Origin of the sequence: Delftia sp. GW456-R20 (assembly GCF_001622915.1) — a bacterium.
Classification (GTDB): domain Bacteria; phylum Pseudomonadota; class Gammaproteobacteria; order Burkholderiales; family Burkholderiaceae_C; genus Comamonas; species Comamonas acidovorans.
In genome coordinates this window covers 2,999,523-3,022,656 of record NZ_LWCN01000004.1, presented here as the reverse complement: position 1 = coordinate 3,022,656, position 23,134 = coordinate 2,999,523, and the positions used below count along the sequence as shown (strand labels likewise).

Sequence of the window (23,134 nt, the reverse complement as noted above, 5' to 3'; positions counted from 1 at the left end):
CCTCCATGCTTGAGCAACGTATCCAACAGCATTTCATCGACAGCGCCGACCTGAAATACCAGGCCGCCCAGGCGCTGAGCCAGCCCATTGCGGCGGCAGTGCAGGCCATGCTGGCCTGCGTGACCAGTGGCGGCAAGGTTCTGGCCTGCGGCGCAGGCGCCTCTGCCAGCGATGCCCAACTCTTCGCCGCCCTGTGCGTGGCCGGCTTCGAACGCGACCGGCCCGAGCTGGCTGCCGTGGCCCTGGTCTCCGACGGCGGCCTGCTGGGCACCGTGGGCGCCACGGGCTCGGGCGGCAACGCCACCCAGTACCTGGCGCGCCAGATACGCGCCCTGGGCCAGCCCGGCGACCTGCTGCTGGTGCTGTCCGCCACGGGCAACGACGTGGCCGTGCTGGAGGCGTTGGATGCCGCCCATGAGCGCGACATGATGGCCGTGGTGCTGACCGGCCGCACGGGCGGCTCCCTGGCCGGCCGCGTGCGCGAGACCGATGTTCTGATCTGCGTGCCGCACGACCGTGCGGCGCGCGTGCGCGAAACCCATACGCTGGTGCTGCACTGCCTGTGCGACGGCGTGGATGCCCAGTTACTTGGTGAACAGGAGATGCCTCTATGAAGTTCCGTTGGTCCCGCGCCGCCTGCGGTGTGCTCGCCGTCGCGTCCCTGGGCGCCGCCCTGTCGGGCTGCGTCGCCCTGGTGGGCGGCAGCGCCGTGATGGCCGGCATGTCGGTGGCGGATCGCCGCACCACCGGCACCCAGGTGGAAGACCAGGGCATCGAGCTGCGCGCCAACAACCGCATCGCCGAAGTGCTGGGCGACAAGGCCCATGTCAACGTCACCAGCTACAACCGCCAGGTGCTGCTGACCGGCGAGGCCGGCAATGAGGCCGACCGCCAGACCATCGAGAAGCTCGTGCGCGAGCAGCCCACGGTGCGCAATGTCTTCAACGAAGTGGTGGTGGCTCCCTTCACCTCCACGCTGAGCCAGCGCTCCAAGGACACGCTGATCACCACCCAGGTCAAGGCCAGCCTGCTGGACGCCAAGGACATCCAGGCCTCGGCCTTCAAGGTCGTGACCGAGAACAAGGTCGTCTTCCTGATGGGCATCGTCACCCCGCGCGAAGCCAAGCGCGGCGCCGAGATTGCACGCGGCATCAACGACGTGACCAAGGTCGTGCGCGTGGTGGAAGTCATCTCCGAGGACGAACTGGCCCGCATGCAGCCCCAGTCCGCCCCCGTGGTCACCGACGACTCCGGCAAGGCCGCCGCAGCCAGCGCTCCCACCAGCCTCTCGGAAAGCAGCCTGTCCACCCCCGCAGGCGCCACCGCCACCCCGGTGAAGTGATCACCGCCGCCTGAAAGCAAAAGCCGGAACATGTTCCGGCTTTTTTCATTGCTTACTGAGTCAGCCACTGCAACCGACCTTTGAAACCGGCGCGACCAAAAAGCCAGGGACGCCGAGCAAGAGCCGCCTCGCGGCGGGGGCGCCTAGCCGAGGGCGTCGTCCCCCTCCCCCGCGAAGCGGGTAGAGAGGCGCCGTGCAACGAGGGGGAAGCGGCGTAAGCCGCTCAGGGGGTGAGCCTCTTGATCAGGCTGGAGGTATCCCAGCGCCTGCCGCCCATCTGCTGCACATCGGCATAGAACTGGTCCACCAGGGCCGTGACGGGCAAACGGGCGCCATTGCGCTGGGCTTCGGCCAGCACCAGGCCCAAGTCCTTGCGCATCCAGTCCACGGCAAAGCCGAAGTCGAACTTGCCTTCGGCCATGGTGCGGCCACGGTTGTCCATCTGCCAGCTCTGGGCGGCGCCCTTGCCGATGACATCGAGCACGCTGGGAATGTCCAGGCCCGCGCGCTGGCCGAAGGCGATGGCCTCGGACAGGCCCTGGACCAGGCCCGCGATGCAGATCTGGTTGACCATCTTGGTGAGCTGGCCGGCGCCGCTGTCGCCCATCAGCGTGCAGGCGCGCGAGAAGGCCATGGCCACGGGCTGCATGGTGGCGAAGGCGGCCTCGTCACCGCCGCACATCACGGTGAGCTGGCCGTTCTGGGCGCCGGCCTGGCCGCCCGAGACGGGTGCGTCGATGAACTGCAGGCCCAGCTCCAGCCCGGCCGCATGCAGCTCGCGCGCGACTTCGGCCGATGCCGTCGTGTGGTCGGCGAAGATGGCGCCGCGGCGCATGCCCGCGAAGGCGCCGTCCGGCCCCAGCACGACCGAGCGCAGGTCATCGTCATTGCCCACGCAGCTGAACACGATGTCGGCGCCGGCCACGGCCTCGCGCGGCGTGGCCGCATGGCCGCCGTTGAACTCCTCGCACCAGGCGCGGGCCTTGGCCGGCGTGCGGTTGTAGACCGTGACGCGGTGGCCCGCCGTGGCCAGGTGGCCGGCCATGGGGTAGCCCATGACGCCCAGCCCGAGGAAGGCCACGGAAAGAGGGGCGGTGTCCGCATAGCTGCGGGCGGCGATGGAGGAGTCGGACATGGAAGCAATCCTGAGAGGTGGTGGGAGGCGGGTGGCGCAGGGCCGCGTCCGGCGCGGCCCTGGAAGGAGCCGGCATGCCGGCTCAGCGCACTGAAGGCGCGGTCAGGGCGTGCATGGCACGCCCCTCAGACGATGGCGAAATGCTCGGTGCCCGCCGCCAGGTCCAGCGACTTGGCGCGCTGGCTGCCCAGCTTGATCTGCAGCCGCAGGTCGTTGACCGAGTCGGCATTGCGCAGTGCATCCTCGTAGGTGACCAGGTTGGACTCGAACAGGTCGAACAGCGCCTGGTCGAAGGTCTGCATGCCCAGGTTGCGGCTTTTCTTCATGATCTCCTTGATCTCGGTGACCTCGCCCTTGAAGATCAGGTCGGAGATCAGCGGCGAGTTGAGCATCACCTCGATGGCGGCCACGCGGCCCTTGCTGTCCTGCTTGGGCAGCAGGCGCTGGGAGACCATGGCGCGCAGGTTCAGCGACAGGTCCATCAACAGCTGCGGGCGGCGGTCCTCGGGGAAGAAGTTGACGATGCGGTCCAGCGCCTGGTTGGCGCTGTTGGCGTGCAGCGTGGCCAGACACAGGTGGCCGGTTTCCGAGAAGGCGATGGCGTGCTCCATGGTCTCGCGGTCGCGGATTTCGCCCATCAGGATCACGTCCGGCGCCTGGCGCAGGGAGTTCTTGAGCGCCGCGTCCCAGCTGTCCGTGTCCAGGCCCACTTCGCGCTGCGTGACCACGCAGTTCTTGTGCGGGTGCACGAATTCGATGGGATCCTCGATGGTCACGATGTGGCCGTAGGAGCTCTCGTTGCGCCAGTCCACCATGGCGGCCAGCGTGGTGGACTTGCCCGAGCCCGTGGCGCCGACCAGGATGCACAGGCCGCGCTTGGTCATGGCCACCTCCTTGAGCACCTGGGGCACGCCCAGGCTGTCGATGGTGGGCAGGGCCAGCGGAATCGTCCGCATCACCATGCCCACGCGGCCCTGCTGGATGAAGGCGTTGACGCGAAAGCGCCCTATGCCCGGCGGCGAGATGGCGAAGTTGCACTCCTTGGTGCGCTCGAAATCGGCGATCTGCTTGTCGCTCATGACCGAGCGCGCCAGCGTCAGCGTGTGCACGGGCGACAGCGGCTGCGGCGACACCTTGGTGATGCGCCCGTCGATCTTGATCGCCGGCGGGAATTCCGCCGTGATGAACAAGTCGCTGCCGTTGCGGCTGACCATGAGCTTGAGCAGGTCGTTGATGAACTTGGTGGCCTGATCTCTTTCCATTGCCGTATTCCCCCGGGCATTGCGCGCCGTTGTGGCGCACAGGTTGTTTTGTTATTTGCAGGTAGGCCGGTCCGGCCCGCAGGGGCCAGGCGTCCTCATATTCAACTCACTCACTCACTCACTGTCTATGTGTGCTGCTCTTCGCCCAGGCGCACGCTGATGGCGCGCAGCCGGAACGAGAGCTTGCGCGCCAGCAGCGCCATCAGCTTGGCGGCCAGCGCGGCGTCCTTGGCCATCATCTCGTCCAGCGCCTCGGCGCTGAGCACGCCGATCTCGCAGTCGGTCAGCGTGGTGCAGCTGGAAAAGCGCGGCCCGCCGTCCAGCAGGGACATCTCGCCCAGGATGTCGCCGGGCCGCGTCTGCGCCAGGCGCATGCGCTCGCCCCAGGGCTGCTGGCGCTCCACGGCGATCTGGCCGGACAGCACCACGGCCATGAAGCTGCCGTTCTCTTCCTGGCGGATCACGTCGCGTTGCGGTGCCACGGCCGCGTAGATGAAATATTCGCTCAGCCGCTGCAGACTGGCCGCATCCAGCTGGCCCAGGTAGCGGTCGCGCGACCACAGCTGCTCCAGCTGGCCCCCGCCGCCGCGCGGCAGCCGCGTGGCGCCGACCTCGATGGCGCGCGCCTCCCAGGGAACGGGAGGAGTGTGCGGGTCCATGAAGCCATGCGCCGCCAGCGTGGTCGTGAAGAAGGCCGACTCGGAGGCCGGGGCCGAAGGCTCCTGGCCGCTTCGCAGCTTGCGGAAAATGCTTTTCATGGCGCGTGGCGAGAGGCTGGGCGGGTGGCGGTCAGCCCGGGAAGTTGTCCGGTATCTTGGCCTTGGCGCGGGCTTCCGCGGGGCTGATCAGGTTGCGCCGCACCAGATCGGTCAGGTTCTGGTCCAGCGTCTGCATGCCCACATTCTGACTCGTCTGGATGGTGGAGTACATCTGGGCCACCTTGGCCTCGCGGATCAGGTTGCGGATGGCGCTGGTGCCCAGCATGATTTCGTGGGCGGCGATGCGGCCCTGGCCGTCCTTGGTCTTGCACAGCGTCTGCGAGATCACGGCCTGCAGCGATTCGGAGAGCATGGCGCGCACCATCTCCTTTTCCTCGGCGGGGAAGACGTCGATGATGCGGTCGATGGTCTTGGCGGCGCTGGAGGTGTGCAGGGTGCCGAAGACCAGGTGGCCCGTCTCGGCCGCGGTCATGGCCAGGCGGATGGTTTCCAGGTCACGCATTTCGCCCACCAGGATGGCGTCCGGGTCCTCGCGCAGCGCCGAGCGCAGTGCGGCCGAGAACGACTGCGTCATCGGCCCGACTTCGCGCTGGTTGATCAGGCACTTCTTGGAGTCGTGCACGAATTCGATGGGGTCCTCCACCGTCAGGATGTGCCCGTACTCGGTCTCGTTGAGGTGGTTGACCATGCCGGCCAGCGTGGTGGACTTGCCCGAGCCCGTGGGGCCGGTCACCAGCACCAGGCCGCGCGGCTTCAGGGCCAGGTCGCCGAAGATGCGCGGCGCGTTGAGCTGCTCCAGCGTCAGGATCTTGCTGGGAATGGTCCGGAAGACGGCGGCCGCGCCCCGGTACTGGTTGAAGGCGTTGACACGAAAGCGCGCCAGGCCCTCGATCTCGAACGAGAAGTCCACCTCCAGGAACTCCTCGTAGGCCTTGCGCTGGGAGTCGCTCATGATGTCGTAGACCATGGCGTGGACCGTCTTGTGGTCCAGCGGATCGACATTGATGCGGCGCACATCGCCGTGCACACGGATCATCGGCGGCAGCCCCGCGGACAGGTGCAGGTCGGAGGCCTTGTTCTTGACGCTGAATGCCAGCAATTGGGTGATGTCCACGGAGTTCGCTCCCTCGTTTGGTACGCTGGCGGCAATTATGACGACGATTGAAAACAAGCTTCAACAGATTCACGAACGGATTGCCTCGGCCTGCGCGCAGGCGGGCAGGGCGTCCGGCTCGGTGCAATTGCTGTCCGTCTCCAAGACCTTCGGCGCCGACGCCGTGCGCGAGGCCGTGCTGGCCGGCGAGCGCAGCTTCGGCGAGAACTACATCCAGGAGGGCGTGGAAAAGATCGCCGCCGTGCGCGCCATGGGCCTGCCGGGCGGCGAGGCCCTGCAATGGCATTGCATAGGCCCCATACAGAGCAACAAGACGCGCCTGGTGGCCGAGCATTTCGATTGGGCCCAGACCGTGGACCGCCTGAAGATCGCCGAGCGCCTGTCGGCCCAGCGCCCCGAGGGCCTGGCGCCGCTGCAGGTCTGCATCCAGCTGAACGTGGATGGCGGCGAGACCAAGGCCGGCGTGGCGCCGCAGCAGGCGCTGGAGCTGGCCGCCGCCATCGTGCAGCTGCCGCGCCTGGCGCTGCGCGGCGTGATGAGCATTCCCGACGATGCGGCGGGCTTCGAGGCCCAGCGCGAGGTGCATGCCCGCGCCACCGCCGTCTTCGAACAGATCCGCGCCAGCGGCCTGCCGGGGCTGGAGCGCTTCGACACGGTTTCCATGGGAATGACCGGCGACCTGGAAGCGGCCGTGGCCGCAGGCAGCACGATGGTGCGCGTGGGCAGCGGCATCTTTGGCCAACGAAACTACGCCCCGCATTGAGCGAGGCGTAGCTGGCTTGGCTGGCGGGGCAGGCCGCCTCAGCGCCCGCCAGGGCGCTTCATCTGGCAGTCCGTGGGCAATTCCACCTGCTCGGGCGTGTAGACGGCATCGGTGCGAAAGCCGTAGTTCGTGCCTTCCCAACCGGCCTTGACCAGCTTGCCGTCCACGGGCGCGATGGTGTTGACCACCTGGGGCAGCAGCAGCTGGTGGTCCTTGCCGCGCATGCGCACGGGGCCGACCACGGTGTCCATCTGCAAATCCTCCATGGCCAGCGCGATCTTCACGGGTTCGGTGGACTGTGCCTTGGCCATGGCGGCGGCCAGCATGCGCGGCACCAGGTCCATGCGCGGTGCCAGGAAGTCCTTGCCCATGCGGGCCTTGTATTCCTGGGCGCGGGCGTCGGCCAGCGGGCGGCCGGTCTGGCCCGGGTGCCATTCGGCCACCCAGGTCAGCTGGCCGATGCGGGTCTGGGCGAAGGATGTCACCGTGCCCGGCATGCCGCCCGCGCTGTGGTTGAAGTAGCGCAGGTCATAGCCCGAGTCGGCGGCCGACTTGAGCAGCAGGGTCAGGTCCTGGCCCCAGTTGCCCGTGATCACCGAGTCCGCGCCCGTTTCCTTGATCTTGGCCACATAGGGCGCGAAGTCCTTGACCCGGCCTATGGGGTGGAGCATCTCGCCCGTGAACTGGATGTCGGGCCGGGCCGCGCTCACCATCTGGCGCCCGTAGGCCGCCCACTGCTTGCCGTGGGCGTAGTCCTGGTTGAGCAGGTAGACCTTGCGGATGCCCGGCTGGGTCTTGATGTAGCTGGCAATCGCCTGCATGCGCATGGCGGTGTTGGCATCGAACATGAAGTGCCAGAAGCTGCAGGCCTTGCCCGTCAGCTCGGGGTCGATGGAGGAGTGGTTGAGCACCAGCACCTCCTTGCCCGGATTGCGCTGGTTGTGGCGCGATGCCGCCTGCACCAGGGCCGCCACCACCGAAGAGCCCGATCCTCCCGTCACCACCACGCGCGCGCCCTGGTCGATGGCCGCCTGCAGCGCGGCCTGGCTTTCCTGGGCCGAGAGCTTGCTGTCGAACTGCAGCAGCTGCAGCTTCGCGCCGTTGAACAGCCCGCCCTTGGCGTTCACATCCTCGACCGCGTACTGCACGTGGTCGCGCATCAGCTCGCCCGTGCTGACGAAGGGGCCGGACAGCGGGTCGATGAAGGCGATCTTGAAGGTCTCGCCGCCCTGGGCGTGGGCGGCCGTGGCGCACAGCAGGGCGGCGGCGAGAACGATGGATGGCCGGGAAAAGCGGCGTACGGGCATGTCTTGTCTCCTCGAAGGAATGGTCGTCAGTCCTTGCCGGGCGGCTCGGCGCGGGGCCGGCTGCGCCGTGCAGGCGTCTTTTTCGCGGGGGATGCGGCAATGGCTTCGGGCGCGGTGGCTGGCGCCGTGCGCAGGCCCAGCACGCGGCTGGCCAGCTCGGTCAGCTCGGCCACCATCTCGGCCGTGCCCAGGCGGCCGCCGGGGCGGTACCAGTTGTAGAGAAAGCCCGGCAGGCTGCAGGCGGCCTGGGCGGTGATGCGTGTCTCGCGGAAATCGAGATGGCCGCTGGCGCGGCCATCTTCGAGCAGCGCGCAGAACTGGCGGTAGAACTGGCGCGCCAGCGTGCGCGAGGCCTTCATGTACGCAGGGCTGAAGGCCTGGGGCTCGCGGTAGGGAAAGAAGGCCGCCGGATAGTGGGCAATGGTGGCCGCAATCAGGCGCTGCAGGCCGTCCACGGCCTTCTCGTGCGCGGCGCGCGGATCGTCGGCCGCGAAGTCCAGCACCGTGAAGCAGGCCTCGGTGGGCGCCCAGCACAGGGTCTCGAAGATCTCCTGCTTGTTGCGAAAGTAGTAGTAGACGAAGGGCTTGGTCACGCCCAGGGCCTGGACGATCTGCTCCATCGTGGTGTTGGCGTAGCCGTTGCGGTCGAACAGGGCCTCGGCCGCCTTGAGGATGCGTTCGCGCTTTTCATCGGAGCCAGCCGTGGGAAGGCGCTGGCGGCCGCGCGGGGTGACAGGGGGCTTGGGCATGCGGGAAATATCGTGTCGCGTCGGTGGCTGCGATGGTTATACCGATGGGTAGCAATGTTCTACCAGCGGGTATATATTGGCAAGCCGCTGGACCCCAAAACAAATCAAGGCTATCCCTTAGGACTGGTTCCGGGATGGCCAGACACCCAGGAGACAAGCATGGCGGATTCCGAGACCCTCATTCCCCTGCATGAGGCCCTGCGCCGCAATGCGCGCAACCACCCCGGCCGCGACGCCTACATCTGGTATGGCCGCCACATCAGCTGGGCCGAGGTGGATGCGGCCAGCGACGCCTTTGCCGCGCGGCTGCAGGCGCTGGGCGTGGGCCGGGGCGAGCCCGTGGCGCTGTTCATGAACAACTGCCCGCAGTACATCGTGGCGCACTACGGCATCCAGAAGGTCGGCGCCATCGTCTGCCCCTGCGGGCCGCTGAACAAGGAGCATGAGCTGCAGTACCAGCTCGATGACCCCAAGGCCCGCGTGATCGTCGCGGCCGATGTGCTGCTGCCCGTGGTGGACAAGGTGCGCGCCAGCACGGCGCTCAGGCATGTGCTGGCCGTGCGTTATGGCGACTGGCTTCCTGAATCGGCCACGCTGGCGCTGCCGCCCGAACTGCAGGTCCCCGTGCAGCCGCTGCCCGAGGGCGTGGAATCGTTCTGGGATGTCATGCACAGCGGCGCCAAGCCCGTGCCCGTCGATGTCGCCATGGACGATGTCTCGCTGATGACCTATACCTCGGGCACCACGGGCCTGCCCAAGGGCGCCATGCTCAGCTACGGCAACGCGGCCAGCAAGACGGCCGGCGCCTCCAGCGCCACGGGCGTGAACGCCGGGGACATGCTGCTGGCCGTGGCGCCGCTCTATCACATTGCCGGCATGTCCATGGGCGTGAACATGCCCGTGCACAGCGGCGCCACCTGCGTGCTGCTGCACCGCTTCGACCCGCTGGCCGTGGCCCAGGCGCTGGAGCGCTACCGCGTGACCTGGTGGTACAGCATCGCGCCCATGAACGTGGCCGTGATGCAGCTGCCGGGCGTGGAGACCATGGACTTTTCCGCGCTGCGCCGCAACACGGTGACCAGCTTCGGCATTGCCTACACCGAGGAGCTGGCGCGGCAGTGGAAGCGCTTCACCCCGAACTGCATCTCCAGCGAGGCGGCCTATGGCCTGAGCGAGACCCACACCATGGACACCTCCATGCCGGGCGACGCCATCCGCTGGGGCACGCACGGCAAGCCGCTGCCCGGCAACGAGGTGCGCATCATCGACCCCGAGACCGGCGAGCCGCTGCCGGCAGGCGAAGTGGGCGAGATCACCATCCGCGGCCCCGGCAACTTCAAGGGCTACTGGAACAAGCCCGAGGCCACGGCCAGGACCCTGAAGAACGGCTGGGTGCACACGGGCGACATGGGCCGCATCGACGCCGATGGCTACCTGACCTTCATCGGCCGCTTCAAGGAAATGATCAAGGTCTCTGGCTACAGCGTCTTCCCCGAGGAGGTGGAAGCCATCCTCATCAAGCATCCGGCCGTGGCCCAGGCCGCCGTGATCGGTGTGCCCGACCCGCAAAAGGGCGAGGTCGTGCGCGCCTTCATCGTCACGCGGCCGGGCCAGCAGATCGCGGCCGAGGACCTGGTGCAGTGGTCGCGCGAGAACATGGCCAGCTACAAGGCGCCGCGCGAGGTGCGTTTCATCGAGGCGCTGCCCGCCACCGGCGCGGGCAAAGTGCTGCGCAGGATGTTGAAAGACACCCCCTGAGTCGCTTCGCGCCTTCCCCCTCTCTACCCGCTTCGCGGTGGAGGGGGACGACACCTTCGGTGCGGGGCGGCCCTTCCTCGGTGCCCCTTGCATTTGAGGGCGCCAGTTGCAAACGCTGTTGACCATTGATACCGGACCTTTTACCCATGTTCCAGAAGATCCTGATTGCCAACCGCGGCGAGATCGCGCTGCGCATCGTGCGTGCGCTGCGCGAGCTGGATGTGCCGAGCCTGGCCGTCTTTGCCGCAGACGATGCGCAGGCGCCCCATGTATCCGCTGCCGATGCAGCCGTGCCCCTGGACGCCAGCGGTCCCTCGGCCTACCTGGACGGCGCCCACCTGCTGCGCATTGCGCGCGAGCACGGCTGCGACGGCATCCATCCGGGCTACGGCTTTCTCAGCGAGAACGCGGGCTTTGCGCAGGCCTGCGCCGATGCGGGACTGCGCTTCATCGGCCCTGCACCCGCCCATCTGGCGCTGCTGGGCGACAAGGCCCGCGCGCGCGATCTGGCACGCCGCTGCGGCGTGCCGCTGATGCCGGGCAGCAGCGAGGCTGTCACGCTGGAACAGGCCCAGGCCTTCTTCGAGGCGCAGCAGGCCGGGGGCGCCAGCGGCATCATGGTCAAGGCCATCGGCGGCGGCGGCGGGCGCGGCATGCGTGCCGTGGCGCGCGCCGAGGACCTGCCTGCCGCCTATGAGCGCTGCCGCAGCGAGGCGCGCGCCGCCTTCGGCGTGGACGGCGTCTATGTGGAGCGGCTGATGACGGGCGCACGCCATATCGAGGTGCAGATCCTGGGCGACGGCGGCGCAGGCCCCATCGCGCTGGGCGAACGGGAATGCACGCTGCAGCGGCGCTTCCAGAAGCTGGTCGAGATCGCGCCCAGCCCCTGCCTGGCGCAGCCGCTGCGCGAGCGCATCACGCGCGACGCGCTGCGCATGGCCGCCGAGATCGGCTACGAGAGCCTGGGCACCTTCGAATTCCTGGTCGATGCCGCCTCCGACTCCCTGCCCTATGTCTTCATCGAGGCCAACCCGCGCCTGCAGGTGGAGCACACCATCACCGAGGAAGTCTTCGGCATCGACCTGGTGCAGGCCCAGATCCGCATTGCGGCCGGCGATCACCTGGGCGAGCTGGGCCTGGATGCCAGGACACCGCCCGCGCCGCGCGGCTATGCCATGCAGTGGCGCATCAATGCCGAGACGCTGGATGCCGCAGGCCAGTCGCGCCCCGGCAGCGGGCGCATAGGAGCACTGCAGTGGCCGGCCGGGCCCGGCATCCGCATCGACACGCATGCAGTGGCGGGCGCCAGCCCCTCGCCGCACTACGACACGCTGCTGGCCAAGCTCATCGTGCACAGCAGCGGGCCGCGCTTTGAAGACGTGCTTCGCCGCGCACGTCGCGCACTGGACGAATGCCGCATCGACGGGCTGGCCACCAACCTGCCGCTGCTGCAGGCGCTGGCCCGGCGGCCCGAGATGGCATCGCAGGCCGTGCACACACGCTGGCTTGAAGAGGCACTTCCCGAATTGGTGGCGGACGCCCAGGCGCTGGCCGAAGGCGCGCGCCGCACGGCTGTGGCCGCCGATGTGCCGATGTCGGCCGAGGCTACTGGCGCGCCCGTCCCCCAAGGCGCCATCACGGCCCCCATGCCTGCACGCATCGTGCAGTGGAGCGTGGCCGTGGGCGATGCCGTGGCTGCAGGCGCCGAGCTGGGCGTGCTCGAAGCCATGAAGATGGAGCATGTTCTGCTGGCGCCGCAGGCCGGCACCATCACCCGACTGCTGGCCGAGGCTGGTGCCTATGTGGCCCAGGACCAACCCCTGCTGGTGCTGGCCGCCGCCGAAGGCGTGCAGGCCGGCGCACGCGCGCAGCAGATCGCCCAGGACCCGGACCACATCCGCGCCGACCTGCAGCGCGTCATCGACCGCCATGCCTTCACGCGCGATGCTGCCCGGCCCGAGGCCATGGCCAAACGCCATGCCCAGGGCAGCCGCAGCGCGCGCGAGAACATCGCCGATCTTTGCGATGAGGGCAGCTTCATCGAATACGGTGCGCTGGCCATTGCCGCGCAGACGCGCCGGCGCAGCATGGACGACCTGATCGCCAACACGCCGGCCGACGGCATGGTCACGGGCATGGGCTCCATCAACGGCGCGCAGTTCGGCCAGGAGCGCTCGCGCGCCGTCGTCATGTCTTACGACGCCACCGTGCTGGCGGGCACCCAGGGCGCGCGCAACCATGCCAAGACCGACCGCATGCTGGGCATTGCGCTGGCCCAGAAGCTGCCCGTGGTGCTGTTCGCCGAAGGCGGCGGCGGGCGGCCCGGCGACACCGACACGCCCGTGGTCGCGGGCCTGCATGTGCACACCTTTGCGGCCTATGCGGCGCTGTCGGGCCAGGTGCCCGTGATCGGCATCACCCATGGCCGCTGCTTCGCGGGCAACGCGGCCTTGCTGGGCTGCAGCGACGTGATCATCGCCACGCGCGCCAGCTGCATCGGCATGGGAGGGCCGGCCATGATCGAGGGCGGCGGGCTGGGCGTCTTCCGGCCCGAGCAGATCGGTTCCAGCAGCGTGCAGCATGCCAATGGCGTGATCGACGTGCTGGTCGAGGACGAGGCCGAAGCCGTGGCCGCCGCGCGCCACTACCTGTCCTTCTTCCAGGGCCGCACCACGGAGTGGACCGCGCCCGACACGCGCGCCCTGCGCCATGTGGTGCCCGAGAACCGGCTGCGTGCCTACGACACGCGTGCGGCCATGGCTCATCTGGTGGACGAAGGCAGCCTGCTGATGCTGCGCACGGGCTTTGGCGCAGGCATCCACACGGCGCTGGCGCGCATCGAAGGCCGGCCCGTGGGGCTGATGGCCAACAACCCCTCCCACCTGGGCGGCGCCATCGACGCCGATGCGGCCGACAAGGCCGCGCGCTTCATGCAGCTGTGCAATGCCCATGGCCTGCCCATCGTGAGCCTGGTGGACACGCCCGGCTTCATGGTCGGCCCCGAGATCGAGAAGACGGCCCAGGTGCGCCATGTCAGCCGCCTGTTCGTCACGGCGGCCAAGCTGCGCGTGCCGTATTTCAGCGTGGTGCTGCGCAAGGGCTACGGCCTGGGGGCCATGGGCATGACGGCCGGCAGCTTCCATGCGCCGGTGTTCAACGTGGCCTGGCCCACGGGCGAGTTCGGTGCCATGGGCCTGGAAGGCGCCGTGCGCCTGGGCTTTCGCAAGGAACTGGAGGCCCTGCCCGAGGGCGCCGAACGCAACGCCCTGTTCGACCGGCTGCTGGCCCAGCAGTACGCCCACGGCGAGGCCATGCACATGGCCGGCACGCTGGAGATCGACGCCGTCATCGACCCCGCCGACACGCGCGCCTGGCTGTCGCGCGGCCTGGCAGGGGCGCGCGTTGCGCCTGCCCAAGCCGGCTTCGTGGACACCTGGTAGGCCCTGAAAACGCCACGGACGGCATGCTAAGCTGGCCGCCTTTCCGACGAACATGATGGCGGGCCTGCCGTGCAGGCCCCGCTGCCTCTGGAGACTCCCCATGCCCGGACTTCTGCCCGATATCGATCCCGACGGCCTGCTCGAATTCTCGGTGGTCTACACCGACCGCGCGCTCAACCACATGTCCAAGCGCTTCGCGGGCGTGATGCAGGACATCCTCACCACGCTGCAGGAGGTCTACCACGCCCACACGGCCGTGCTGGTGCCGGGCAGCGGCACCTTCGGCATGGAGGCCGTGGCGCGCCAGTTCGCCAACCGCGAAAAGGTGCTCATCGTGCGCAACGGCTGGTTCAGCTACCGCTGGACCCAGATCTTCGAGGAAGGCGGCCTGGGCGGTGGCGCCGTGGTCTGCAAGGCGCGTCGCCAGGGACCGGGCAGCCAGGACCCCTGGGCGCCCTGCGCGGCCGAGGACGTGGCCGCCGCCATCCGCACTGAAAAACCCAAGGTCGTGTTCGCGCCCCATGTGGAGACGGCCAGCGGCATCATCCTCAGCGACAGCTACCTGCGCGCCGTGGCCGATGCCGCGCACGAGGTGGGCGCGCTCTTCGTGCTGGACTGCGTGGCCTCGGGCGCCATGTGGGTGGACATGGAAAAGACCGGCGTGGACGTACTGATCAGCGCGCCGCAAAAGGGCTGGAGCAGCTCGCCGTGCTGCGCCATGGTCATGCTCTCGCAGCGTGCGCGCGAAGCCATCGAGCACACGCAAAGCTCCAGCTTCTCCTGCGACCTCAAGAAGTGGATGCAGATCGCCGAGGGCTACGAAAAAGGCCAGCACGCCTACCACACCACCATGCCCACCGACGCCCTGGTCCGCCTGCGCGACGTGATGCTGGAGACGCGTGCCTACGGCTTCGCCAAGGTGCGCGACGAGCAGATCGCCCTGGGCGCCAAGGTGCGCGCCCTGCTGGAGTCGCGCGGCTTTCCCAGCGTGGCGGCCGAAGGCTGGAAGGCCCCCGGCGTGGTCGTCAGCTACACCACCGACCCTGGCATCCAGAGCGGCAAGAAGTTCATGGAGGCCGGCCTGCAGACCGCCTCGGGCGTGCCCCTGCAGTGCGACGAAGGCCCGGACTTCAAGACCTTCCGCATCGGCCTGTTCGGCCTGGAAAAATGGCACAACGTGGACCGCACCGTCGGCCACATCGCCAAGGCCCTTGACGACATTGGTGTCCCCGCCAAGGCGTGAACCCGCTGCAAACATTGCATTGAAAGAACCCTCATGAACAAGACCCTCACCACCCTGGCCGCCTCCTGCGGCCTGATGCTCGCCGCACTGACCGGCGTGGCGGCCCATGCGGCCGAGCCCGTCACCACGGCCAGCGGCCTGGTCTATGAAAGCCTCAAGGAAGGCACGGGCGCCAGCCCCAAGGCCAGCGACACGGTGCGCGTGCACTACCGCGGCTACTTCCCCGACACGGGCAAGGACTTCGACAGCTCCATCACGCGCGGCCAGCCCATCGAGTTCCCCTTGACCGGCGTGATTCCCTGCTGGACCGAAGGCGTGCAGAAGATGAAGGTCGGCGGCAAGGCCAAGCTGACCTGCCCGCCCTCCATCGCCTACGGCAGCCGTGGCGCGGGCAGCGTGATCCCGCCCAACGCCACGCTGAATTTCGAGGTGGAACTGCTGGGCATCAAGTGATGGCCGGCCCGCTGGCCGGGCCAGCCCCCGCTTGATGCAAAGCCGGCCTGCGGGCCGGCTTTTTTACGGTCGTTGAAAGGGATATGCCGTGGATTCACGCAAACCGCTGGACGCGCGCGCCGCCGCGCTGATGCTCATGCTGTGCTTGATCTGGAGCCTGCAGCAGATCCTGCTCAAGGCCACGGCCGATGCCATTGCGCCCACGCTGCAGATCGCGCTGCGCTCGGGCGTGGGCGCCGTGCTGGTGTGGCTGTTCATGCGCTGGCGCGGCATGCGCGTGCAGTGGGGCGACGGCAGCTGGCGCCCGGGCCTGGCCGTGGGCACGCTGTTTGCGCTGGAATTCCTGCTGGTGGGCGAGAGCATCAACCACACCTCGGCCGCCCATGTGGTGGTCTTCCTGTATTCCGCTCCCGTGTTCGCGGCGCTGGGCCTGCACTGGAAGCTGCCCTCGGAGCGCCTGGCGCCGCTGCAATGGCTGGGCATCGCACTGGCCTTTGCCGGCATAGCGCTGGCCTTCCTGGGCGGCGGCAAGCCTTCGAAGGCAGCAGGCGCCGCCATGCTGCTGGGCGACCTGCTGGCGCTGGCCGCCGGCGTGGCCTGGGGCGCCACCACGGTGGCCATCCGCACCACGCGGCTGGCATCGCTGCCCGCCGCGCAGACCCTGCTCTACCAACTGGCCACCGGCTTTGCGCTGCTGCTGCCCGCCGCCTTCCTGCTGGGCCAGACCCGCTTCGAGCCCACGCCGCTGGCCTGGGCCGGCCTGGCCTTCCAGTCCGTGCTGGTCTGCTTCGTTAGCTTCCTGGTCTGGTTCTGGCTGCTCACGCAATACCTGGCCTCGCGCCTGGGCGTGTTCTCCTTCATGACGCCCATCTTCGGCGTGGTCTTCGGTGCCTGGCTGCTCAGCGAGCCCATCGAGCCCAACTTCCTGGCCGGGGCACTGATGGTGCTGGCCGGGGTGTTGCTGGTGAGCGGGTATGGGTGGCTGATGTCGCTCAGGCGTCCTGCCTGACCAGTCCCAGCCGCCGCGCCAGCCGCTGCAGGTTGGCGCGGTCCATCTGCAGCTCGCGTGCGGCGGCGGCCCAGCTGCCGTGGTGGCGCTGCAGGCTGGCGTCGATCAGATGGCGCTCGTAGCTCTCCACGGCTTCGCGCAGGCCTTGGGGGCTGGCGCCGGGCGATGCGGCCTGTGGGACAGTCAGGGACGGGGTGGCCGTCGCCGGGGGCTGCGCGTCATCCCGGAGATCGGCCTGGCCCAGCGTGACCATGCGAGCCCGGCCACCGGCTGGAGCGGCGGAGGGCGCACGGCTCAGCGCCCGCAGCACGCCGCGGCTGATGAGGTGCTCCAGCTCCCGGACATTGCCGGGCCAGTCCTGGGCCAGCAAGGCCGATTGCGCGGCCGGGTGCAGGCGTAGGCCGCCAAGGCCCAGGCGCGAACGGTTTTCCTCGAGGAAGAAGCCGGCCAGCATCAGCACGTCGCTGTCGCGCTCGCGCAGCGCGGGCACGCGCAGCGGGTAGACGCTCAGGCGGTGGAAGAAATCGGCGCGCATGCGGCCCGCCGCCACCTCGGCGGCCAGGTCGCGGTTGGTGGCGGCGATCACGCGCACGTCCACATGGTGCTCGCGGTCCGAGCCCAGGCGCTGCAGCTGGCCGCTTTGCAGCACGCGCAGCAGCTTGGCCTGCACGGGCAGGGACAGCTCGCCCACCTCGTCCAGGAACAGCGTGCCCTGGTCGGCCTGCTCGAACTTGCCGCTGCGCTCGGACAGCGCACCCGTGAAGGCGCCGCGCACATGGCCGAACAGCTCGCTTTCGACCAGGTTGTCGGGCAGGGCCGCGCAGTTGATGCTGACCAGCGCCCGGCCTGCACGCGCCGACTGCGCATGCACGGCCTGGGCCACCAGTTCCTTGCCCGTGCCGGTCTCGCCCGTGATCAGCACATTGAGGTCGCTGGCCGCGACCAGGGCGATGTCCTTTTGCAGCGCGCGCATGGCCGGGCTCTGGCCGATCAGCGGACGCGATGAATCGCCCCCCGGGGCGGCGCCGGACGCGGGCAGGGCGCGCGCACTGCGTGCCAACCGGCGCAGCCGCTCGGCCGTGGTCACGGTGGCCGCCGCCAGGTTGCTGAAGGCCTGCAGCGCCGCCAGCGCGGCCGGGTCGGCAAAGCGCCCGGGGTCCAGCGCGTCCAGCGTGAGAAGGCCCCAGGGCAGGCCGCCCGTCTGCAGCACGCAGCCCATGCAGTCGTGGACCTCCAGCGGCCCGTGGCCCTGGGCCACCAGGCCGTCATAGGGATCGGGCAGCGGGCTGTCGGGCGCAAAGCGCATGGCCTGGCCCGCCGCCAGCAGCTGGGCGAAGCGCGGGTGCTCGGCAATGCGAAAGCGCCGGCCCAGCGCATCGGGCACCAGGCCATCGATGGCCACGGGCCGCAGCCACTCGCCCTCCAGCCGCAGCAGGGCGGCGGCATCGGCCGGCAGCACGGCGCGCAGCGCTGCCAGCAGGCGGCGAAAGCGCTCGCGCTCGGGCAGGTCCTGGGCCAGGTCGGCCACCAGAGGGGTCAGGGCATGCAGGGCGGTGGAGGTGGTCATAAAGACTGCGATCGCTGTCAAAAAGACTCGTTTTGACGAAGGTCATATTGACGCATGAAACGCCAAACCCTTGTTCTGAAAGGGCTGCAGCCCTGGCACGGCACTTGCCTTTGTCAAGGCATGCCCAGCATCGCACCGGGCATGCCCGTCCCCGTACCCAAGGAGTTTCCCGTGCTGACCGACCGCCAACGTGCCATCGTCCAATCCACCGTCCCGCTGCTTGAAACCGGCGGCGAGGCTTTGATCACCCACTTCTACCAGACCATGCTGGGCGAGTACCCGGAGGTGCGCGCCCTGTTCAACATGGCCCACCAGCAAAGCGGTGCCCAGCCGCGTGCCCTGGCCTATAGCGTGCTGATGTATGCCAAGCACATCGACCGGCTCGAAGCCCTGGGCGATCTGCCCGCGCAGATCATCAACAAGCATGTTGCGCTGCAGGTGCAGCCCGAGCACTACCCCATCGTCGGCACCTGCCTGCTGCGCGCCATCCGCGAAGTGCTGGGCGCCGAGATCGCCACCGACGAGGTCATCGATGCCTGGGGCGCCGCCTACCAGCAGCTGGCCGACATCCTGATCGGCGCCGAACGCCAGGCCTATGACCGCACGGCGGCGACCGAAGGCGGCTGGCGCGGCGAGCGTGCCTTCGTGGTCGAGGACAAGGTGGCGGAAAGCGCCGAGATCACCTCGTTCTACCTGGTGCCGGCCGATGGCGGCCCCGTGATCGCCCACCAGCCCGGCCAGTACATCGGCCTGCGCCTGGTGGTAGACGGCCAGGAGCAGCGGCGCAACTACTCGCTGTCCGCGCCCGCCGATGGCCGCAGCCTGCGCATCAGCGTCAAGCGCGAGGCAGGTGGCAAGGTCTCCAGCTTCCTGCACGACCGGGTCCGCGTCGGCGACACGCTGCAGCTGTTCCCGCCCGCAGGCCACTTCACGCTGCAGCCCGGCGAGCGTCCGCTGGTGCTGATCAGCGGCGGCGTGGGCATCACGCCGACCCTGCCCATGCTGGATGCGGCCTTGCCCAGCAAGCGTCCCGTGGTCTTCATCCACTGCGCGCGTGAGCGCGGTGTTCATGCCTTCCGTGAACGTGTGGATGCGCTGGCCGCAGTGCATCCGCAGCTCAGCCGGTACTACTGCTATGACCGGGTGGAGGAGGGCGATGAGGCCGATGCGCAGGGACTGCTGACCGCCCGGCAGTTGGGTGAGTGGCTGCCTTCAGTGGATGCCGATGTGTATTTCCTGGGACCGCGGCCGTTCATGCGGTCGGTGAAGGAGTCGCTGCGGGTGTTGGGGGTGCCGGAAGGGCAGGTCCGCTATGAATTCTTTGGGCCGGCGGAGGCGTTGGCCTGAGTTGCCGTCGATCCGCCCGGGTCCCCTGGCCTGAGTGGTGGAGCAGGGGCCGGGCCTTGGCCCGCCGTGCATCGGGCGATCAGCCCTGCACGGCCCACATGCCCTGGTTGTCCGACACCCACTCCCCAAACGCCTGTGCGGGCAAGGGCTTGCTGCACAGATAGCCCTGGAAGAAGTCGCACCCCTTGCCGCGCAGGAATGCCAGTTGCTCGGCCGTCTCCACGCCCTCGGCCAGAACCTTGAGCCCCATGGCATGCCCCAGCGCGATCACCGATCCGCTGATGGCCATGTCGTCCGCGCTGTGCGGGATATCGCGGATGAAGCCCTGGTCGATCTTGAGCAGGTCCAGCGGAAAGCGCTTGAGGTGGGCCAGCGAGGAATAGCCGGTGCCGAAGTCGTCGATGGCCAGCCGCAGGCCCTGGGCGCGCAGGCGGCGCATGACGGCCAGGGCCTCCTCGGGGCGCTCGGCCAGGGCGCTTTCGGTGATCTCCAGTTCCAGGCAGTGCGGGGCGAAGCCCGTGGCGGCCAGTGCGTCGGCGGTGGCGCCGGCAATGTCGGTCAGCAGGAACTGGTGCAGCGAGACATTGACCGCGATGGTCATCTCGGGCAGGCCCTGATCGCGCCAGCGCTGGCCCTGGGCGCAGGCCTCGCGCAGCACCCACAGGCCCAGCGCGCCGATGACGCCCGAGCTTTCGGCCACGGGAATGAAGCGTGCCGGGGAGATGAGGCCCTCGTCCGGGTCCAGCCAGCGCACCAGGGCCTCGGCGCCCACCAGGCGGCCCGTGGCCAGGTCGATCTGGGGCTGGAAGTACAGGCGCAGGTGGCCCAGGTCTATGGCCTGCCGCAGCCGTGCCTCCATGGCCAGCCGCTCGCGCGCGGCCGAGGTCATGTCTTCCTCGAAGAAGCACCAGGCACGGCCGCTGCGCGACTTGGCGCCGTAGACGGCGGCATGCGCGCCCTGCAGCAGGTCCTGGGCATTGCCGGCGTGGGAGGGATACATGCAGATGCCCACGCTGACACCGGCCATGACGGACAGGCCGTCCGGCGAGCTCCAGGGCTGGCCGGCCGCCGCGATCAGTTGCCGTGCGCGGGCGATGGCGTCGCCGCGCTCGCTCATGCCCTTGCACAGCACGGCCAGTTCGTCACCGGCCATGCGGCCTATGAGGTCCTGGGGTCCCAGGGAGTCGTGCACGCGGGCGGCGATGTGGCGCAGCACCTGGTCGCCAATGGCGTGGCCGTAGCTGTCGTTGACGTCCTTGAAGCGATCGATGTTCAGCAGCATCACGGCCAGCGTGCCCTGCTCGGCGGCCGCCTCGGCCACGGCGTCTTCCAGCAGCGCTGTGAAGCGCACGCTGTTGGGCAGGCCGGTGAGCATGTCGCGGTGGGCCAGGAATTCGAGCTGGGCCTCGCGCGCCTTCTCGGCCGAGATGTCGGTGAACATGCACACGTAGTGCGTGACCTTGCCCTGTGCGTCCTTGACGGCGCTGAGCGACATGCGCTCGGGGAAGACCTCGCCGTTCTTGCGGCGGTTCCAGATCTCGCCCTGCCAGTGGCCCGTGGCCTGCATGCTGTCCCACATGGCCTCGTAGAAGGCCTTGTCATGGCGGCCGGACTTGAACATGCGCGGGGTCTTGCCCAGCATCTCCTGCTCGGTATAGCCCAGCAGCCGCGTGAAGGCGCTGTTGACCGAGAGGATGCGGCTGCGCGCGTCGGTGACGACCACGCCCTCCATGGTGTTGTCCACCACGGCGGTGGCCAGGCGCTGGCGTTCGTCGGCCTCCCGCCCGGCGGCCATCGCGGCATGGGCAGTGCGCTCTCCACGGCGCATGCGCCACAGCAGCCAGCCGCCGCCCACTGCCGTGACCAGCACCAGGGTCACCGAGGACAGCATGCGCCGCTGCGCCGCCGCCTCGGGCGGAATCTGCAGGTGCGCCAGCAGCCATTCCACGCCCCAGAGCCACAGCAGACCTGCGCACACGTACAGGGTCATTGCGCCCCAGAGCGGTATTCGGGGCTGCTCTCCCTGATCTTGCATGTGGTTCCTCAGAACGTTCCCAGAACGTGTGACTTGCGCAGGGTCGTGTCCATGCTGCGACAATTGCGCCGCTATGACCCAAGCCTATATTCTTACCCTTTCGTGCCCCGACCGGCTCGGTCTGGTACATGCCGTCTCGGGCTTTCTGCTCGAGCAAGGCGGCAACATCGAAGAGGCCGCGCAGTATAACGACCCGGCCACCGGACTGTTCTTCATGCGCGTGCAATTTGCCTGCAACGGCTGCGATCCCGCGGCTCTGAGGGCGGCCCTGGCCGACCTGGGCGGCCAGTACCAGATGAAGTGGCGCCTGCACACCAAGGCCGAAGCCATGAAGACCGTGCTCATGGTCAGCAAGGAAGGCCACTGCCTCAACGACCTGCTGTTTCGCTGGAAGAGCGGCCTGCTGCCGGTGGACATCCGCGCCATCATCAGCAACCACCGCGAGTTCTACCAGCTGGCGGCCAGCTACAACATCCCCTTCCACCACATCCCCGTCACGGCTGCCACCAAGGCCCAGGCCGAGGCAAAGCAGTTCGAGATCATCGAGGCCGAAGGCGCCGAGCTCGTGGTGCTGGCGCGCTACATGCAGGTGCTGTCCAACGACCTGTGCACCAAGCTGGCGGGCCGCGCGATCAATATCCACCACAGCTTCCTGCCCAGCTTCAAGGGCGCCAAGCCCTACTACCAGGCCCATGACCGCGGCGTGAAGCTGATCGGCGCCACGGCCCACTATGTGACGGCCGACCTGGACGAAGGCCCGATCATCGAGCAGGACGTGGCCCGCGCCGACCACACCGACACCGTGGAGGACCTCACGGCCCGCGGCCGCGACACCGAGAGCCAGGTGCTGGCCCGCGCCGTCAAGTGGCACAGCGAGCACCGCGTCATCCTCAACGGTCACAAGACCGTGGTCTTCCGCTGAAGCCGGCTCCCGGCCGCCCATGGCGAACGTGACCCTTGCCGCCGGCAGCGGCTTTGCCCCGCCCGGCAGCGGCGCCCGCCGCATCCCGCCCATACAGTGCCTGCTCACTTTCGAGGCGCTGGCGCGGCTGCGCAGCGTGACGCAGACGGCCGAGGAGCTGTGCGTCACGCCCAGCGCCGTCAGCCACCGCGTGCGCCAGCTCGAGCAGATCCTGGGCACGCGGCTGTTTGGCCGCTCGGACTTTTCGCTCACCACCGAAGGCAGCGCCTATCTGTCCCACGTGCGCGAGGGCCTGGGCGCGCTGCAGCGCTTTCCGGGCGAGGTGACGGCGCCGGGCCGTCGCAGGCTCAAGCTCGCCGTCACGCCCACGTTTGCGCGCGTGATCCTGATCCCGCGCCTGCGCCAGTTCACGGAAACCTATCCCGAGATCGACATCGCCCTGCAGGTCTCCATCCCGCTGCTGGACGTGGTGGCCGAGGATGCCGACCTGATGGTGCGCTTCGGCCCCGGCCACTATGCCGATGTGGAGCACATCGAGCTGGCGCGCGACGTGGTCACGCCGCTGGCCTCGCCGGCCTTCATCCGCGAGCACGGCCCCTTCGAGCAGCCCCAGGACCTGGAAGGCATGCCCCTGCTGCGCAGCCCGCTGGAGCCCTGGCGCACCTGGTTCGGCGCCACCGGCCTGGACTGGCCCGAGCCGCACGAGGGCTCGCAGTTCAACGACATCGGCCTGATGTGCGACGCGGCCTCGGCCGGCATGGGCATCGCCCTGGTGCGCCACAAGCTGGGCGCGCCCTGGCTGGACAACGGCACCCTGGTGCGTCTGTTCGACGTGGACACGGCCAGCCCCCATGCCCACTACCTGTGCTGGCGCACCGGAACGATGGACCGCTGGGAATGCGCGGCCTTTGCTGAATGGTTGAAGAGGGCGATGGCCTGCTGAGGCGCCCATAACTGATTTCGCGGATT

The 23,134-nt window shown here is 68.7% G+C and carries 19 protein-coding genes; 11 read left to right on the top strand and 8 right to left on the bottom strand.

Translation table 11 applies throughout. The features are described from left to right. Positions 1-5: 5 nt before the first annotated feature. Together A4F85_RS18775 and A4F85_RS18770 are read left to right on the top strand one after the other, a co-directional pair. Entirely contained in the window at positions 6-614 is a 609-nt protein-coding gene (locus A4F85_RS18775) for an SIS domain-containing protein (RefSeq protein ID WP_012202994.1), read from the top strand. Next, complete coding sequence (locus A4F85_RS18770) at positions 611-1,342, top strand: BON domain-containing protein (protein WP_063327425.1); 732 nt, start codon at positions 611-613, stop codon at positions 1,340-1,342. Before A4F85_RS18775 ends, A4F85_RS18770 begins: the two co-directional genes overlap by 4 nt. A gap of 223 nt (positions 1,343-1,565) precedes the next feature. On the opposite strand, the gene A4F85_RS18765 is transcribed toward A4F85_RS18770, so the two are convergent. From A4F85_RS18765 to A4F85_RS18750, 4 genes are all read right to left on the bottom strand, one after another. Further along, on the bottom strand, positions 1,566-2,477 hold the full coding sequence (locus A4F85_RS18765) for an NAD(P)-dependent oxidoreductase (protein ID WP_012202996.1): 912 nt from the start codon (positions 2,475-2,477) through the stop codon (positions 1,566-1,568). 125 nt (positions 2,478-2,602) lie between these two features. Next, positions 2,603-3,739 (bottom strand): PilT/PilU family type 4a pilus ATPase, encoded by a 1,137-nt coding sequence (locus A4F85_RS18760; RefSeq protein ID WP_012202997.1) that lies wholly within the window; start codon positions 3,737-3,739, stop codon positions 2,603-2,605. 125 nt (positions 3,740-3,864) lie between these two features. Then, positions 3,865-4,497, bottom strand: a complete 633-nt coding sequence (locus A4F85_RS18755; RefSeq protein ID WP_012202998.1) for a cyclic nucleotide-binding domain-containing protein — start codon at positions 4,495-4,497, stop codon at positions 3,865-3,867. A 31-nt stretch (positions 4,498-4,528) separates the two neighbouring features. Beyond that, entirely contained in the window at positions 4,529-5,572 is a 1,044-nt protein-coding gene (locus A4F85_RS18750; protein ID WP_012202999.1) for a type IV pilus twitching motility protein PilT, read from the bottom strand. Positions 5,573-5,609: 37 nt separating this feature from the next. Here A4F85_RS18750 and A4F85_RS18745 point away from each other — a divergent pair, with 37 nt between their 5' ends. Beyond that, the gene (locus tag A4F85_RS18745) at positions 5,610-6,335 is read left to right on the top strand and encodes a YggS family pyridoxal phosphate-dependent enzyme (RefSeq protein ID WP_063327424.1); all 726 of its coding nucleotides are present in this window, start codon (positions 5,610-5,612) and stop codon (positions 6,333-6,335) included. A 38-nt stretch (positions 6,336-6,373) separates the two neighbouring features. Here the strand turns inward: A4F85_RS18745 and A4F85_RS18740 are convergent, their stop codons facing one another. Continuing rightward, complete coding sequence (locus A4F85_RS18740) at positions 6,374-7,642, bottom strand: branched-chain amino acid ABC transporter substrate-binding protein (RefSeq protein ID WP_063327423.1); 1,269 nt, start codon at positions 7,640-7,642, stop codon at positions 6,374-6,376. Between the two features lie 26 nt (positions 7,643-7,668). Next, complete coding sequence (locus A4F85_RS18735; protein ID WP_063327422.1) at positions 7,669-8,391, bottom strand: TetR/AcrR family transcriptional regulator; 723 nt, start codon at positions 8,389-8,391, stop codon at positions 7,669-7,671. Between the two features lie 159 nt (positions 8,392-8,550). Here A4F85_RS18735 and A4F85_RS18730 point away from each other — a divergent pair, with 159 nt between their 5' ends. The 5 genes from A4F85_RS18730 to A4F85_RS18710 all read left to right on the top strand — a co-directional run bounded on the left by A4F85_RS18730 (position 8,551) and on the right by A4F85_RS18710 (position 16,294). After that, positions 8,551-10,149, top strand: coding sequence for an AMP-binding protein (locus A4F85_RS18730; protein WP_063327421.1), 1,599 nt, complete (start codon positions 8,551-8,553; stop codon positions 10,147-10,149). A gap of 146 nt (positions 10,150-10,295) precedes the next feature. After that, positions 10,296-13,589 carry a carboxyl transferase domain-containing protein gene (locus A4F85_RS18725; protein WP_063327420.1) on the top strand — a complete coding sequence of 1,098 codons (3,294 nt, stop codon included), beginning with the start codon at positions 10,296-10,298 and terminating at the stop codon, positions 13,587-13,589. 100 nt (positions 13,590-13,689) lie between these two features. Next, the gene (locus A4F85_RS18720; protein ID WP_012203005.1) at positions 13,690-14,832 is read left to right on the top strand and encodes a pyridoxal-phosphate-dependent aminotransferase family protein; all 1,143 of its coding nucleotides are present in this window, start codon (positions 13,690-13,692) and stop codon (positions 14,830-14,832) included. Positions 14,833-14,865: 33 nt separating this feature from the next. Next, positions 14,866-15,285: an FKBP-type peptidyl-prolyl cis-trans isomerase gene (locus A4F85_RS18715; protein WP_016446675.1), complete on the top strand. Its 420-nt coding sequence runs from the start codon at positions 14,866-14,868 to the stop codon at positions 15,283-15,285. Positions 15,286-15,373: 88 nt separating this feature from the next. Continuing rightward, the gene (locus A4F85_RS18710) at positions 15,374-16,294 is read left to right on the top strand and encodes a DMT family transporter (protein WP_013804422.1); all 921 of its coding nucleotides are present in this window, start codon (positions 15,374-15,376) and stop codon (positions 16,292-16,294) included. On the opposite strand, the gene norR is transcribed toward A4F85_RS18710, so the two are convergent. Further along, positions 16,278-17,861: a nitric oxide reductase transcriptional regulator NorR gene (gene norR / locus A4F85_RS18705; protein ID WP_063327419.1), complete on the bottom strand. Its 1,584-nt coding sequence runs from the start codon at positions 17,859-17,861 to the stop codon at positions 16,278-16,280. The two genes, A4F85_RS18710 and norR, sit on opposite strands and share 17 nt — an antisense overlap. Positions 17,862-17,981: 120 nt before the next feature. On the opposite strand from norR, the gene hmpA reads away from it, so the two are divergent. Further along, positions 17,982-19,208, top strand: coding sequence for an NO-inducible flavohemoprotein (gene hmpA, locus A4F85_RS18700; protein WP_063327418.1), 1,227 nt, complete (start codon positions 17,982-17,984; stop codon positions 19,206-19,208). 79 nt (positions 19,209-19,287) lie between these two features. Here hmpA and A4F85_RS18695 read toward each other — a convergent pair whose 3' ends face one another. Next, positions 19,288-21,243 carry a putative bifunctional diguanylate cyclase/phosphodiesterase gene (locus A4F85_RS18695; protein WP_180318231.1) on the bottom strand — a complete coding sequence of 652 codons (1,956 nt, stop codon included), beginning with the start codon at positions 21,241-21,243 and terminating at the stop codon, positions 19,288-19,290. A 73-nt stretch (positions 21,244-21,316) separates the two neighbouring features. On the opposite strand from A4F85_RS18695, the gene purU reads away from it, so the two are divergent. Both purU and A4F85_RS18685 read left to right on the top strand, forming a co-directional pair. Then, on the top strand, positions 21,317-22,165 hold the full coding sequence (purU, locus tag A4F85_RS18690) for a formyltetrahydrofolate deformylase (protein WP_013804418.1): 849 nt from the start codon (positions 21,317-21,319) through the stop codon (positions 22,163-22,165). Between the two features lie 19 nt (positions 22,166-22,184). Beyond that, complete coding sequence (locus A4F85_RS18685; protein WP_012203013.1) at positions 22,185-23,108, top strand: LysR substrate-binding domain-containing protein; 924 nt, start codon at positions 22,185-22,187, stop codon at positions 23,106-23,108. Positions 23,109-23,134: the final 26 nt, after the last annotated feature.